Annotated in this window: 9 protein-coding genes; all 9 read left to right on the forward strand. The window is 28.0% G+C overall.

Going from position 1 to position 17,401, the window contains the following annotated elements:
* Window positions 1-22: 22 nt before the first annotated feature.
* Window positions 23-670, forward strand: a complete 648-nt coding sequence (locus tag CARM_RS03815) for an amino acid ABC transporter permease (protein ID WP_139427245.1) — start codon at window positions 23-25, stop codon at window positions 668-670.
* Window positions 663-1,322, forward strand: coding sequence for an amino acid ABC transporter permease (locus CARM_RS03820; protein WP_139427243.1), 660 nt, complete (start codon window positions 663-665; stop codon window positions 1,320-1,322). Before CARM_RS03815 ends, CARM_RS03820 begins: the two co-directional genes overlap by 8 nt.
* A gap of 1 nt (window position 1,323) precedes the next feature.
* Window positions 1,324-2,061, forward strand: coding sequence for an amino acid ABC transporter ATP-binding protein (locus tag CARM_RS03825; RefSeq protein WP_139427241.1), 738 nt, complete (start codon window positions 1,324-1,326; stop codon window positions 2,059-2,061).
* Window positions 2,062-2,167: 106 nt separating this feature from the next.
* On the forward strand, window positions 2,168-2,965 hold the full coding sequence (locus CARM_RS03830; protein WP_412842212.1) for a cysteine ABC transporter substrate-binding protein: 798 nt from the start codon (window positions 2,168-2,170) through the stop codon (window positions 2,963-2,965).
* Between the two features lie 2 nt (window positions 2,966-2,967).
* Window positions 2,968-4,200, forward strand: coding sequence for an MFS transporter (locus CARM_RS03835; RefSeq protein ID WP_139427237.1), 1,233 nt, complete (start codon window positions 2,968-2,970; stop codon window positions 4,198-4,200).
* Window positions 4,201-4,418: 218 nt separating this feature from the next.
* Window positions 4,419-7,031, forward strand: a complete 2,613-nt coding sequence (locus CARM_RS03840; protein WP_176300996.1) for a hypothetical protein — start codon at window positions 4,419-4,421, stop codon at window positions 7,029-7,031.
* Between the two features lie 32 nt (window positions 7,032-7,063).
* Complete coding sequence (locus CARM_RS08425; protein WP_244948522.1) at window positions 7,064-13,858, forward strand: two-partner secretion domain-containing protein; 6,795 nt, start codon at window positions 7,064-7,066, stop codon at window positions 13,856-13,858.
* Window positions 13,859-13,972: 114 nt separating this feature from the next.
* On the forward strand, window positions 13,973-15,916 hold the full coding sequence (locus CARM_RS03855) for a ShlB/FhaC/HecB family hemolysin secretion/activation protein (protein WP_139452620.1): 1,944 nt from the start codon (window positions 13,973-13,975) through the stop codon (window positions 15,914-15,916).
* Window positions 15,917-15,988: 72 nt separating this feature from the next.
* Window positions 15,989-17,395 carry a COG3400 family protein gene (locus tag CARM_RS03860; protein ID WP_139425168.1) on the forward strand — a complete coding sequence of 469 codons (1,407 nt, stop codon included), beginning with the start codon at window positions 15,989-15,991 and terminating at the stop codon, window positions 17,393-17,395.
* Window positions 17,396-17,401 lie beyond the last annotated feature (6 nt).

Here is a 17,401-nt window from a genome sequence, read left to right on the forward strand (position 1 = left end):
CATTTTAACAATGGAAGGTTTTATGGATGTTGATTTTTTAATCAAGTTTAGCCCTATGTTTTTACAAGCTTCTTGGCTTACTTTAAAACTTGCTATATATGGTGTGTTTTTTTCATTTATAGTAGGATTGTTTTGTATTATAATAAGTTATTTCAAATTTTCTTTTTTAAATTTACTTTGTAAAACATACATAGAATTTTCAAGAAACACTCCATTATTAATTCAACTTTTCTTTTTGTATTATGCTTTACCTGAATTTAATATCCATCTTAGTTCTTTTGCTTGTGCTGTGGTTGGGCTTAGTTTTTTAGGTGGTTCTTATATGGCTGAAAGTTTAAGAGCAGGTATGGAAGCTGTAAAAAAACAGCAGTATGAATCAGGACTTTCTTTGGGTTTAAGCAAATGGCAAAATTTTCGCTATGTTATCATGCCTCAAACTTTGGGTATAGCTATGCCAAGTATTAGTGCAAATATTATCTTTTTACTTAAAGAAACTTCAGTAGTAAGTATTATTGCTTTAGCAGATTTGGTGTATGTGGCTAAAGATCTTATAGGGCTTTATTATAAAAGCAATGAAGCTTTATTTGCCTTAGTGTTTTGCTATTTGATTTTAATTTTACCTTTGTCTTTAGTCTTAAATCGTATAGAAAAAAGGTTAAATTATGTTTGAAATTTTAAATCAAGATACTTTTTTTAGATTAGTGCAAGGTTTAAAAGTTACCTTGGAACTTTCATTAATTAGTGTTTTGATTTCATTAATAGGTGGGATATTTTTTGGAATTTTAATGCATTCTAAAAATAAATTCCTTTATGCTTTTTGTCGTTTTATGCTTGAATTTGTGCGTATTATGCCTTTAATTGTTTGGCTTTTTATAGTGCATTTTGGTTTAGCTAAATGGTTTGGATGGCATTTGAGTGCTTTGGGTTCAAGTATTATTGTATTTAGTATTTGGGGCGTGTTTGAGATGATGGATTTGGTTAGATCATCTTTAGCAAGCATACCAAAACACCAATATGAATCAGGACTTTCGTTGGGGTTTAATAAATTTGAAGTTTATCTTTTTATCATCATACCTTTATCGTTAAGAAGATTGTTGCCAATGAGTATTAATCTTTTTACAAGAATCATCAAAAGCACTTCAGTGATTTATCTCATCGGCGGTATAGAGCTTATTAAAGTAGGCCAACAAGTGATTGAGTTAAATTTATTTCAAAACTCTTACGCGGCTTTTGTGATTTATGGTTTGATATTATTGATTTATTTTATACTTTGTTATCCTTTATCGGTGTATTCAAAGTTTTTAGAGAAAAAATGGAGCTAATATGAGCATTTTAAAAATACAAAATTTACAAAAATACTATGATGATCATCATGTTTTAAAAGATATAAATTTAGAAGTAAATCAAAAAGAGGTAGTGGTTATACTAGGTCCAAGTGGTTGTGGGAAATCTACGCTTTTAAGATGTATTAATGGCTTAGAAGAAATGGCTGATGGAGCTATTTTTATAGATAATGAAAAAATTGATAAAAATTATAAAAAATGGACTCAAATTCGCCAAAAAATAGGTATGGTGTTTCAATCTTATGAGCTTTTTGATCATTTAAATGTAGAACAAAATATACTCTTAGGGCCTTTAAAGGTGCAAAAAAGAAAAAAAGAAGAGGTTTTAGAAGAAGCAAAATACTGGCTTGAAAGAGTAGGGCTTTTGCATAAATTAAAAGCCTATCCTAAAGAATTAAGTGGAGGACAAAAACAGCGTATCGCTATAGTTAGAAGCCTTTGTATGAATCCTGAAATTATGCTTTTTGATGAAGTCACAGCTGCACTTGATCCAGAAATTGTGCGTGAGGTTTTAGATGTGATTTTAAATTTAGCAAAAGATGGTATGACTATGCTTATAGTTACGCATGAAATGGGTTTTGCAAAAGCGGTTGCTGATAAAATAGTTTTTATGGATGATGGTAAAATAGTAGAAATTTCAAATCCTAAAGATTTCTTTGAAAAACCAAAAAGCGATCGTGCGAAAAAATTTCTCAATTTGTTTGATTTTCATCGTTAAAATTAACTTTTAAAGAATTTGTTTAAAAAAATAATATAAGGTTTAAAAATTCAAATTTTAATCATAAGGAAAAAATATGAAAAAAATTTTTCTTTTATCATTTTTAATGGCACTTTTTTTTAGTGCATGTTCAAATTCAAGTTCTAATGAAAACTCTATAGAAAAAATCAAACAACAAGGCATAATTCGCATAGGTGTTTTTGGTGATAAACCCCCATTTGGTTATCTAGATACCCAAGGAAAAAATCAAGGTTATGATGTATATTTTGCTAAACGCATTGCTAAAGAGCTTTTAGGTGATGAAACTAAAGTGCAGTTTGTATTAGTTGAAGCAGCAAATAGAGTGGAATTTTTACAATCTAATAAAGTTGATTTAATTTTAGCAAATTTTACCAAAACACCAGAAAGAGAAGCTGTGGTGGATTTTGCTTTGCCTTATATGAAAGTAGCACTTGGGGTAATAGCTCCTAAAAATTCAAATATTTATGGTATAGATGATTTAAAAAACAAAACTTTGATTTTAAATAAAGGCACTACAGCTGATGCGTATTTTACAAAAAATATGCCAGAAATAAAAACAATCAAATTTGATCAAAACACAGAAACTTTTGCCGCTTTAATTGGTAAAAGAGGTGATGCGTTAAGTCATGATAATGCATTGCTTTTTGCTTGGGTTAAAGAAAATCCAAATTTTGAAGTGATTATTAAAGAACTTGGAAATAAAGATGTTATAGCACCTGCTGTAAAAAAAGGCGACCAAGCTATGTTAGATTTTGTTAATGATTTAATTATGAAATTAGAAGGTGAGAATTTTTTCCACAAAGCTTATGATGCTACATTAAAGCCGTTTTTTAGCGATGATGTTAGTGCAGATGATGTGGTTATTGAAGGTGGTAAAATTTAGCTATGAAGGCTTTTAAAAATACCATCTATGCATCTTTAGGTGGTATTTTAGAATTTTATGATTTTGTTTTGTTTATCTTTTTTGCAAATGTATTTGCTAAAATCTTTTTCCCGCAAAATGATGATTTTTGGCCATTAATATATAGTTATATAGCTTTTGGTGCAGGATATTTAGCTAGACCTTTTGGTGCTATTATATTTGCTCATTTTGCAGATACTAATGGTAGAAAAAATGTTTTTTATATAAGTATGCTTTTGATGATAGTGCCTAGTTTTATTTTGGCATTTTTGCCAACATATGAAAGCATAGGGTTGCTAGCCACTATTATGCTTTTTATAATACGAATTGCACAAGGATTTGCCATAGGAGCTGAAGTGAGTGGAGCATGGATTTTTGTGAGTGAATTTGTAAGTAAAAAAAGGCTAGGTTTAGCACTAGGTTTTATTTCAGCAACTTTAACTTTGGGTTTATTGCTTGGAAATGTAGCAACCTTAAGTGTATATGCGTATTTTGGTAAAGAAGAAGTAGAAAATTTTGCTTGGAGAATTCCTTTTTTTATAGGGGGATTTTTTGGTATTTTAGCTTTATTTTTACGCACAAGACTTAATGAAACTCCAGCTTTTAAAAATATAAAAAATAAAGAAAAAATTTTAAATTTTCCATTATTACAAGCTATAAAAACTCATAAAAAAAGTATGTTAATATGTGTTTTATCGACTATAGTATTAACCAGTGGTGTAGCAACTTTGATGATTTTACCTCAATACTTTGAAGCTTTATTAAAAGTAGATAAAACAACAGCATTGATATATCAAAATCTTGCAATAGTTATGATTATTTTAGGAAGTTTGCTGCAAGGTTATTTAGCTGATAAATTAGGACATTTTAAAATTTGTGTAATTTTTACATTGTTATTTGGTTTTTTTGGGATTTTGTTTAGCTCTTATGATAAATGGTTTTTAATATTTTATTTATTTGCTTGTTTTGCTCAAGGTATTATAACTTTTGCACCTATTTTTATGACTCAAATTTTTAAAACAGCATTAAGATCAAGCGGACTTTCTTTTGCTTATAATATCTCTTATGCGATTTTAGGTTTTTTAACCCCTTTTGTAATAAATTTTTTGTATAAGGATTTTATGTATATTTATATTATATTTATTGTGTTATCTAGTTTGTTAAGTGTAATTTTAGTTAAACTTTTCTATACAAATATTTTCAACCAACCATCTTAAAATCTCATACCATAAAACCTTATTCTACTTTTACAATATTTTTTGATTATTATAATATTTTATTATTGTTTATATTTAAGCTTAAATTTATAAACATAATATTAACATTCTAAGTATATTTATAAATTATTAGTAGTTACATTACTAATTTACTTAAAAAAGCAATAAAAGCAATAAAAAACAAAAAAAACATTAACAAATTTATAAAAGGATTTTTTATGTGTAAAATTAACTTACACCCTATGGGGGGGGGAAATGGTAATTTTTGTTTTAACCTACATTCTTTAAGTAATAACTCTTTTAAGTCTTTTAAAAACTCTAAAATTTTAAAACTTTCTTTACTAACCATTCTTTCACTAAGCTCTTTGCAAGCAGCCACACAAGCAAATTATGATAATGCTTTAAAAGCTTATGTAATTAAAAAGCATAGTTTTAATGATGAAAGTGTATATGATAGTATTAATAATACTTATAAATACTTAAATGGTATAAACTTTTATGGTCAAATGGCTACTAATAAAAATCTTTCTAATATCACTTTAATTTATGATAATCCCAAATCTAAAGCTATGAATTATAGTGATATGAAATTAAAACAAGAAATCCTTACTCCAAGTATTAAAGAAGATATCTTTGTAGTAAATGGCTTTCATGGGGCATATTCAATAAATGAAACCATTAATCAAGTAAGCTATATACCTTTTTTAGCTTCTGCTTATGTATTTAATGCTAAAGCAAACAATAACACCTTAACCTTAAAAGCAGGAGAGCTTTCTTCAGTATATTATTTAAAACCTAGCAATAAAGAAGTAATGAATCCTAAAGCTACAGGTTTAGATAATAAATATAATTTTTTAATCACTCCAGCTATAGCAAGAAAAGGTGAAGCTAGCAATAATACTTTAAATTTTTTAAAAGATGCTTATGTGAATATGGGTGTTGAAAACACCTATACCTTACCTTTAAATGGAGCTCCTTATGTAGTGGGTGCTTTTGGTATAGATGCAAATACTAATAATAATAGTGTTATTTTAAATAAGGGAGTAAAGATAGACTTTCATACTACCCCTTATAGACAAAGCTTAATGGGTAAGAGTGTATTTGATGAAAGAATGACTCATATATTAGGTGCTATTACTTATAATGGGAATGCTAAAAGAAATAAACTTATTATAGATGGAGCTTCTTTAGTAGTTCATGGACCAAGTGGAGCATATTCAACTTCAGCTGCTACACATTTGGGTGGAGCCTTTGTAGATGTTAATAATAATCAAAACTATGAAGTTAGTGAAAACTCTATTTTAATCAATGATTTAAAACTTGATTTAAGAGTAGATACTAAAAATACCCCATTAGCTTATAATGCTATATTAAATGGAGAAATCTATGGTGGTAAAATCATACAAGGTAGTGCTAATAAAAACACTATAGAGATTAAAGACTTACAAACCTTATTAGCTTTAAATACTAATATAGAAGTAAAAGCACTCCTAGACTTTTATGCAGGATTTGCAAATAATGGTTATGCTAATGATAATACTATTAATGTTCATCTTAAAAAGCCTTTTGAGATTAATGCTAATTATACAGGTAAGAATGAATTTAATCTTTATGGAGCTTATGCTAGTAAGGGTGCTAATAGAAATAGTGTGAATATAAAAGGGGATTTAACCCAAGAAAGTGTAGTAGAAAACTATCAAGATCAAATCCAAATTACAGCTGCTAAAGTATCAAGTGGTAAAGCAGATAATAATAAAATTAATCTAAGCTCATCTAATGTATCTATACCTTTATATATTTATGGGGTTAGTAAAACTACTTTAGATGATAAAGATTATTATGCTAAAACAGCAAGTAATAATTCAATCAATCTAAAAGAAGTAAAATCAGGTAAAAACCTAACCACTATTATAGAAGCTGATAATTTAGAAAAAAATACTATCAATTATGATTTAGTGCAATCTTTATCTAATGCTTCTAATATAGATAAAGGCTCTAAAATCATTTTAAGAGCTAATGAAAATGCTAATGAAAATACTTTAAATATTAAAGATTATTCAAGTGCAGCTCATGATAATATATATATTATTAGAGCTTATAACGAAAGTGCTAATAATAATATGTCTTTTATAAACCTTGCTTTAGGAACAGCTTCTGATACAAGAGAAGGAACAGCTGTTATTAGTGCAGGTATTGCTAAAAACACTCATGATAATTATACTCATATAGCTAATTTAAATATAGATGAGTATAAAAACAATGATGCTATTTTTATAGGTGCTTCAGCTATTTATCATCAAGATGATAAAAGCTATGATAATACTTTATATTTAAGTGGTAATACTAATATATTTAATAATACTTATATAGATGTATTAGCAGGAAGCTTTATACATACTCAAGATGATAATAATAAATTTTACTCAAAAGCTCTTACTCATAAAAGTGGCACTAATAATCATCTTTATTTAAATACTAATATAAAAGCTAAATTAGTTAATTACTTTGATCATTATAGCTTTATATTAAAAGATAATACTAAAAATTATCTAAATACTAAAGAAGCTATTCATCTAAGTGAAAAAACTTCTATTAATGTTTATACCAGCAATACTTTAAAAAATAAAAGCTTTATTCTAATGCAAAGTGAAAAAGGCTTTGTAGATGAAAACAATAAACACTTAAATCAAAAAGATTTACAAAGCTTATTAGACATTATCACTAAAAACCATCAAAGCTTACATAAAAACATTAAAACAAAAGTTCAAAAGGCTAAATACACTCTAAGTGTAAGTAAAGATGCAAAAAGCATAGTAGTGAATTTAAATTAAACAACAAAGATAAAAACTAGAAAGGATTAATTATGAAAAAGTTAGCAAATCATATCATACTTTCAGGTGTAACTGTATCAATGCTTTTTTCTCCACTAATGGCTCTACCTAGTGGAGGTAAATTTACTCATGGAACAACAGGAACTATAAACAAACCAAACAACAATACTTTAAATATACATGGTAATGGAACAAACTCTGTTATTCAATGGGGGGGGGGATTTAGTATAAATCAAGGTGAGAGCGTGAATTTTAAAGGAAACAATAAAAACTACCTAAACATTGCTCATGGAACAAGTAAATCTACTATAGATGGATTATTAAATGCAAATGGTAATAATGTATTTTTAATCAATCCTAATGGAGTAATCATTACTAAAAATGGAACCATCAATGCTAATCGCTTTGTAGCTTCTACTTCATCGATGAGTAATGAAGATATGCAAAGATTTGCTAATATGAGTAATTTTAATGATGGCTTAAGCTTTTCTCCAGTATTTAAACCTAACCCTAAAGGTGGTAATGTAGTCAATATGGGTAATATTAATGCAGATAATGTATTGCTTATAGGGAATAAAGTAGATATACAAGGTGGTAAGCTAGGTAATGCTAGTTCTACTACACATTTAGTAGGAAATAATGTATATATAGATGCAGATAGCACTAATTTAAATTCAACTATTAATGTAACAGCTATACAAGGTGGTTACATACAAAGACAAATGAATAAATTTGCTAATGATAATTATAATTTTGGAAATAATGTAAATATAAATAAAGTAAATTATACAGATAGTGCTAATACCACTCATAATGGAATTTCTTCTAACTTCAAAAAAGCCCTAACTATAGGTAATATGGGAAATGAAAAAGCTAATGCTACAGAATGGTTTTACTTTGCTAAAGGATGGAATGAAGATTTAGGTAATACGCGAAATATTGATGAGTTTAGATTAGTAGGGAATGTGGATTTTAGCGGCAACAAAGGACAAGGAGTAGAAGGTAAAGACTGGCAAAACTATGCTAATTATTGTTTAAGTACAGGTAATTGTACTAATATGATAGTAGGATTTAGCGACAAAACTATATTTACCAAAACCTTTGATGGACAAGGTTATACTTTAAAAAATATCAATATAGACACAACCAAATTAAGTGATGAGCTTAGATATATTGGATTATTTGGTGATGTGCGAGATACTATTAAAAATGTTAATGTAGATTATATGGGTGGTGGTATAAAGACTGATATTAAGCATTTTTATATTGGTGGTTTTGCTGGCTATGCTGGTAGTGGAACTTTAACAAATATTTCTTTAAAAAATATAGGTAGTATTGATGGTGGTCGTTATACTGGTGGCTTTATCGGTGGTACTTATAAAGGAAATTTATCTAATATTTCTTTAAATAATATAGGAGATATTAGTAGTAAAAAAGGTAGTGCTGGTGGTTTTGCTGGTGATGCTGGGGGAACTTTTAGCAATATTTCTTTAAATAATATAGGAAATATTAGTAGTTATGGTAGTGCTGGTGGTTTTGCTGGTGATGTTGAAAGAGGAATTTTTACTGATATTTCTTTAAATCATATAGGAAATATTACTAGCAAAAACAATGGAACTGGTAGTTATGTTGGTGGTTTTGCTGGTTATGTTAGTGCTTGGTATGATGATGGTTTAGAAGCCAATATTTTTACAAATATTTCTTTAAATAATATAGGAGATATGAGTAGTAGTGCTAGTAATTACACTCGTTCTGGTGGTTTTGCTGGCTGGATTAAAACAGGGACTTTTTCTAATATTTCTTTAAATAATATAGGCAATATTTATAGTGGTAGTGATAATAGTGCTGCTGGCGGTTTTGCTGGTACTATTTTGAATGGAAATTTTACTAATATTTCTATAAATGATTTAGGAAATCTTGCTGGTGATCCAAGATGGCCTTTTGCTGGTTTTGTTGGTGATGTTATTTATGGAACTTTTAAAAATATCTACATATATTTTAATCCAAATATGAGCATAGGTGAATATTCAAAATTAGCAGGCTTATTCTTTGGATATGGAATTAGTGGTGATAATGGTGGTGGTCATGTTAGCTTTGACAATGTCCATATCTACCATAAATATGGAGAATTAGCTAATGCAAATAAAGATCAAAAACACTGGAATGATTTTAACCAAAACGGCTATAAACAAGATAAAATAAACATTCATACTTATACAGATGAAACTCAAGAGAGTTTTTATCAAGACTTTTTATCTAAAGCAAACACTATAGAAAAACCTAATATAACACCACCATCTAAACCAACAGATCCAACTGATTCAGAAGTTATCTTAGGTAGTGATGATTTATATTCTGATATTATTATGGAATGGATTATCAATGAAATAAGAAATGAAAAATATACTATAAGTATTGAAAAGCTAGTTGGTTTGATTAATGCTTTTAAGGGATTAAGCAAAAATTCTAGCGAAGATGAGATTAAAGCTATTGTAAAAACACATTTAGATATAAAAGATGATGATAAAGCTTTAAGTATGGCTCAAGGCATTAGCTTTTTACTAAACTATAAAGAACACAATTTTGATAAAAGATTAAATAATGAAGCCTTAGTTACTTATAATGGTATTATTAGACCTAATGTTAGCAATACTTTAGAGATAATCTCATACTTAGATAAAAATAAAAATGAACTCCAAAAACAATATGATGATTATCTACAAATTAAAGATAATTTCAACAAAGCTTATCAAGCTTATAAAAATGCAGAAACTGAATTTAATAAATTATTAGATTTAGTCAATAAAGGCGAATTAAAATACAATGATCCTAAATTCACTCAAGCTTTTGATAATTGGACTAAGGCTTATAATGATTACAATGCTTTGTCAAATGATATTACTAAGCTTAATGATAATGTTTTAAATATTGCTAGTGTTATTACAGATAAAGATAAGGGTTTAGGTTATACAAATTTTAGTTTTGCTAAATTTGATGATATTACTAAGATTGATTTGATTAAACCAGAACTTCCTGATATAGATAATTCTCAAGGTGGAGATTTGCCTGTATTCGAACAAACAGCCTCACTTAATCTAATAGGTGATGAAGCTTTAGAAGAAGAAGATGAAAAAGAAGAAGTAGAAGAAGCTTCTATGAAACAAAGATCAAGAACTTGTATAGTAAGTGATAATTATAAAACTATGAATCCTTGTGTGGTAGGGGGGAATGTAACTATGAAAACAACAAAACTTTCAAACCATATCTGCCTTTCAGGTGTAGTAGTATCAATGCTTTTTTCTCCACTAATGGCTCTACCTAGTGGAGGTAAATTTACTCATGGAACAACAGGAACTATAAACATTAATGGCAACACTATGAATATTAATGGTAATAAAGTTAATTCTGTCATTCAATGGGGTGGTGGCTTTAGTATAGGAAATAAAGAACAAGTAAATTTTAATGGAAACAATAAAAACTACCTAAACATTGCTCATGGAACAAGTAAATCTACTATAGATGGATTATTAAATGCAAATGGTAATAATGTATTTTTAATCAATCCTAATGGAGTAATCATTACTAAAAATGGAACCATCAATGCTAATCGCTTTGTAGCTTCTACTACTTCTTTAGAAGCAAGACATTTTGAAGAATTTAAAACACAAGGTGCAAATTTCTCCCCAGTATTTAAACCATCTAAAGCTGGTAATGTAGTCAATATGGGTAATATTAATGCAAATAATGTATTGCTTATAGGGAATAAAGTCTTATTACAAAGTTCTTTTAATACAAAGAATAAAACTTTCAATCAAATCAAAGCTTCAAATATACATTTAGTAGGTAATGAAATACATGCTGATATTGCTACTTTAAAAGATATAAATAAATTATATATCACAGCTAAAGATAAAGGCTCACTTTATTTAAATGCTACTGGATATTATTATAATCCATCTTCATTTAGTAATTTTGATTATGAAAGTAAAGCTTATAATGGAATAAATCATAATAATACTAATTTTTCTAATGCAAAATATGTAGGTATAGGTTCTGATATAGATTGGTGGCATTTTGCTAAAGGGTGGAATGAAGATAAAGCAGGATTTAGAGATACAGCTAGTGAATATAGACTTACTAATGATATAGATTTTAAAGGTAACAAAGGACAAGGAGTAGAAGGTAAAGACTGGCAAAACTATGCTAATTATTGTATAGATGGTTTAGGTTGTACTTCTATGATAGTTGGCTATGATGCTTATAATGCTTTTAACAAAACCTTTGATGGACAAGGATATATTTTAAAAAATATCAATATAGATGCAAGTTCTTTAGATAATAAACCTGAATATGTTGGTATATTTGGTGAAATTAAACATGCAACTATTAAAAATATCAATGTAGATTATATGGGTGGTGGTATAAAGGTTACTAATGATGATGGTAGCTATGCTGGTGGTTTTGCTGGTTGGGCTAGTGGTGGAACCTTTAGCAATATTTCTTTGAGTAATATAGGGGATATTAGTGGTGGCAGTGGTTTTGTTGATTATGCTTATGATGGAACCTTTAGCAATATTTCTTTAAATAATATAGGGGATATTAGTGGTGGCAGTGGTTTTGCTGGTAATGCTAATGGTGGAACTTTTTCTAATATTTCTTTAAATAATATAGGGGATATTAGTAATAGTGATAGTTATGCCGGTGGTTTTGCGGGTATTGCTGGTGGAACCTTTAGCAATATTTCTTTAAATAATATAGGTAATATTAGTAGTGGTAGATCTGCTGGTGGTTTTGCTGGTGAAGCTAGAGGAACTTATACTAATATTTCTTTAAATCATATTGGCAGTATTAGTAGTAATAGCAACAATGATGATGGCTCTGCCGGTGGTTTTGCTGGTGATGTTGATGAAAGAGGAATTTTTACTGATATTTCTTTAAATCATATAGGAAATATTAGTAGTAGTAGTAAGTATAATAGCTATGCCGGTGGTTTTGTTGGTTATGTTGATAAAGGAGGAACTTTTACCAATATTTCTTTAAATCATATAAGAAATATTAGTAGTAGTGGAAATTATAGCTATGCTGGTGGTTTTGTTGGTTGGGCTAGATATGTTAAAGGTAAAGATATAACTTTTACAAATATTTCTTTAAATCATATAGGAAATATTAGTAGTAGTAGTAGTAAGTATAGTAGCTATGCCGGTGGTTTTATTGGTAATGCTAGTGATGGAACTTTTAGTAATATTTCTTTAAATAATATAGGAAATATTAGTAGTAGTAGTAGTGGTGGTGGTGGATATTCTAATAGTAGCTATGCCGGTGGTTTTGTTGGTTATGCTGGTAGAACCTTTAGCAATATTTCTTTAAATAATATAGGAAATATTAGTAGTAGTAGTGGTGGTCGTAGTAGCTATGCCGGTGGTTTTGCTAGTGTCATTAATAGACAAACTTTTTCTAATATTTCTTTAAATCATATAGGGGATATTAGTAGTAGTGGCGGTAGTGAATATGGTAGCTACGCTGGTGGTTTTGTTGGTGGTGTTTTTGATAGTGCTACCTTCAAAAACATTTATATATTTTTTAATCCAAATATGAGTATAAGTGCAAATGGTGGTAATCAAAATTATGCTGGTAAATTCTTTGGTTATAAAAATAATTATAATCCTACCTTCGACAATGTCCATATCTACCATCACAAAGACGATTTGGCTAATGCAAATAACGATAGTGATTACTGGGGTAATAGCAATAATAAAATCCAAATTCACACTTATAATGATAATGATAAAAACCAAGCCTATAATCAATTCAAACAACAAGATAACACCATAGCAAGACCTATAGTGCAACTTCCTAACATAACCCCACCATCTAATCCATCTAACCCACCTGATCTTACAGATACTAATGTAAAATTAGATGAAAATGATTTACACCAAGATATAGTCAATGAAATCATAAATGATATTACTAATAATCATTATGAATTAAATATAGCTAATTTACTTAATATGCTTAAAGATAAAACTAACTATACTAATATGAATGAGGAACAAAAAACTAACTTTATAGCTAAATACTTTCTAAAAGGAGATACAACAAAAGCTTTAGAAGTAGTTCAAAGTTTAGACTTTCTTTTAGCTTATGAAAACAATGGCTTAAGCACTGCAAGTAATGATAAATTTGAAGCAAATGGTTTAAGTGTTAAAAACACTTTAATAGCTAATACTAAAAAAACAATCAAAAACAAAAATGATTTATTTGATTTTTTAAGTGATGATTTAAAAAATTTAGTTGTTAATTATAATCAAAACATAACAGATTTAAAAACAGCTCAAGAGCAATTAAAAATAGCCATAGCAAAATACAATGACTATGTTAAAAAAGTCAATGAAAATCCTAGTATAAAAAATGATGCAACTTTAAATGCTTTAAAAGCTGAAGTAGATAGATTAGATAATCTTAGTAAAGAGCTTTTTGCTAGTATAAATAATAATCAAGAATTATTACAAACTTATCAAAATAAAACTAGCACTGATTCAAATAATCACTTTAAAATAATAGGTAAATTTGATAATGTAGCTTTACTTACACCTAATTTAGATGAAATAGTAGTTGATGGTAATGAAAATGAAGATTATAAAAAAGTATCACGCCAAGTAGCTAATGCTCAAAAACAAACACCTACTTTTGAATATGAAGAAGATGAAAAAGAAGAAGTAGAAGAAGCTTCTATGAAACAAAGATCAAGAACTTGCATAGTAAGTGATAATTATAAAACTATGAATCCTTGTGTGGTAGGGGAATGTAGTCTAATAAACATATAAAACAAACACTAGGATTTATCCTAGTGTTTATAATAAATATAAGCATAATTGTGTTTATCAACTAATAATAAAAACAATAATTTTAATTTAAAGAATATAAAATTAAGGAAAACCATGAAAAAACTTTTACTTAGCACCATAGCAATTAGCTCTTTAATCTATGCTAATGAAGGAAGTATTAGCATAGCTAAAAATGATATAGAAAAAGTTATAGAATTATCCCCTGATAGAAACCTCCCTCAAAACAAAGCCATCAAAGAAAATCTAAAAACCAAACAAGACTATATAAAAGGGCAAGAAGCTAAAAAAGACTTTGAAGAAAAAAAAGAAGAATTAAAAGAAAAGCTAAAACAAGAAGATGAAGCTAATGAAAAAACTAATAACCAAAGCACTAATACTACTAATAAAAACTCAACTAACCAAAGCACTAAAACAAACAATAATAAAACTAACACCAACTCTAGTATAAAAGATAAAACAAATAATAATTCTAACTCAACTAATAATAGCTTTAATACCAATCATAATTCTAACAACAACCCAACTAGCCAAACTAATACCAATACTACTACTAATAAAATAGCTATAACCAAATATAAGTTTGTTCTTACTAATAAAGATACTAGCTTTGAAAAGCTAGGTATTAAAGAAGAAGATTTACAAAACTTAGTAAGTGAATTTAGTGCTAGAAAATTTAGCCTACAAGATTTACAAGATATATCTAATATCATTGCTTATTATTTCCAAGTAAATGGTTATCCTGCAGCAACAGCTTATGTTCCTCAACAAGAATTTGATGAAGAAAGTATTCAAATAAATATTTCTTTAGGAGTATTAGGCAAATATATTATTAAAAATAAAACTACTATCAAAGATCATTTTTTAGAAAGTAAGCTAAATCAAAGAATCAAAGGTAAAATCATTTCTACTAAACTCATAGAAGATAGTGTATATAAAGTCAATGAAATGTATGGAGTTCAAACCCTAGCAGGCTTACAAGCAGGAGAGAATGTAGGAGAAACTGATATAGTTATAGAAGTAGAACCTGATAGCAAGGCTAATGTATTATTATATGCTGATAATTATGGTATTAAGAGTGCAGGAGAATATAGAGCTGGTATTAGTATGGGATTTAATTCTATACTTAATATGGGAGATTATTATAATTTTTACTTACAAACTAGTGATGAAAGACAAATCAATTATGGAGCAAGTTATACTTTCTTTATAGGAAATTTAAAAGTTACTCCAAGCATATCTCAAGGTTCATATTCTTTAGGTGGAGAATATGAAGGTTTAGGTTTTAGTGGTACTTCTAGGAATTTTGGTATAGACTTTTCTTATCCTGTATGGATAAATACAAATTCATCTTTATATTTTACTTCTAGTATTTATCATAAAATACTTAGTGATGTAACCTTAGATCTTTTAACCTTTGATAAAAGCTCTAATGTAGGAAGTGTAGGTTTAGAAGGTTTATTTAGAGGATTTGAAAACAATACCTTAAGCTATAGTGCTAAGATAAGTGTAGGTAAGGTTAATGATGATGGAACTACTATATTTGGAGATACTTCTAAAAGTGATTCTAAAGGCTTTGGTTGGTTTAGAAAACTTAATGCTAGTGTGAATAATTATTATAGTTTTAATGAATACATTACCCATACGATTAATATAAACTATCAAAAGGTATTAGGAAATTTTGAACTTGATTCTTCTGAGAGTTCATCTTTAGGTGGAGCTTATGGAGTAAGAGCTTATGATAATGGAGATGGTGATGGAGATAATACTATCATAGCTAACTTTGGTGTAAGAATAAATATACCAAATACGAATTTTTACTTTACTCCTTTTTATGATGTAGGTTATGCTTGGTATGAAAAAGATTCAGGTAATAGAAGAGATGATGAACATTTCTTAGATGCGCTAGGTTTGCAAATACTTTATAATAAAGCTAATGAGTATTATATAAAACTTGATGGAGCAAGAGCATTACATAAATACAAACACGATGATGAACATAGAATGAAATTATATTTAAGTGGTGGGGTGTATTTTTAAAGTAAAAAATTCAAACTCTAAAATATAAACTATAACTTTGCTATAATTATATTTTGTATTTTAGAGGTATAGATGAATAAAATTTTATTATTAGCCGATGGTGTTTTTGCAAAAGATTTTTTAAAAAAAATTCATAACAATAAAACTTTTAAAGAATCTTTGAGTGTTGTGTATTATAACGATGAAAGCGTGGATTTGGATTTAGAAAATGAACAAATATCTTTTTATAAATTCGATCCTACTAGTTTGGTTAAACTAGAAAATTTATTTAAAGAAGATTATCATCAAGCTATTATTTATATGCAAGAAGAAGCTGATACTTTAGCTTGTTATTATAATTTAAGAAAGATACACCCAAGGCTAAATATAGTTATCATGGATTTGTGGAATATACAAATTGATGATAATTTTTGTGAAGTTGTAAATATTTATGATACTTTGAGTATAAGACTTACTGGATGTTTGGATAATATGCCTTCTATGGCTCAATTTATAGGACTTGGGCAAGGTGAGATAATGGAAGTAAGAATTCCAGCAGGGTCAAGCTTTGCCTATAGGCATATAAGCTCTATTAGTCAAAAACGCTTTAAAATTGTAATGATTTATAGAAATAATGAATTTATCCTAGCACGACCTGGGCTTATTTTAATGCCAAATGATAGTATTTTAATCGTGGGCGATCCTAAGGTTTTACAAAGTGTTTTTACAAATGTAAAAACAAGCCTTGGGCGGTTTCCTTCGCCTTTTGGAGATAATATACTTTGTATTGTTGATATGAAAAAAATGAGTGAGTTTGCTATAGAAAAACTTATTTTTGCAAGTTTGCTTTTGCATATAAGAATAAATAGTAAAAAGCTTTATTTTAAGGTTATTAATCCTACTTTAACTCCGATGTATTATAAGCTTAAATCTTTACATAAAAATAGCATAGAAGTGATGTTTGATTATGATAATACTAATGTAAAAAATATTAAATCATTTGTTGAAAATACAAACATAGGTTTGATGGTTGTAGAAGATTATCTTTTTGAAAAAGAAAAAAATTTCTTTTTTACTTTAAAAATTCCTGTTTTAAAAGCAGGCAAGGGTGATTTTGCGGATTTAAAATCTTCTGTGGTGTTGAGTTCAAATTTTGAAGATGTTGAAGGTATCGCTTCTATTATGTTAGATTTTAATAAGCAAATTCAATTAGGGCTTTCGTTGTATTATTATGCTTTAAAATTAAATAAAGCAGAAATTTTTGAATATCATCAATATTTTGAAAGCCTTTCAAAGCTTCACGATGAAAAATTACTTTTGATAGAAGAAAAAGAACATAATCCTATTAATAAATTTTCATATAAAGAAAATGTATTGCATTTTGTGCCATTTAATGAAAAAATTTTAGGGAATAATTTCAATAAAATTTTAAAAACAGACTTAAATACGATATATTATAAAATGAGTAAAAATTATCAATTATTTATACCATCATTGTGAGAAGAT

The sequence above is a fragment of the Campylobacter armoricus genome (assembly GCF_013372105.1).
Taxonomy (GTDB): Bacteria; Campylobacterota; Campylobacteria; order Campylobacterales; family Campylobacteraceae; genus Campylobacter_D; species Campylobacter_D armoricus.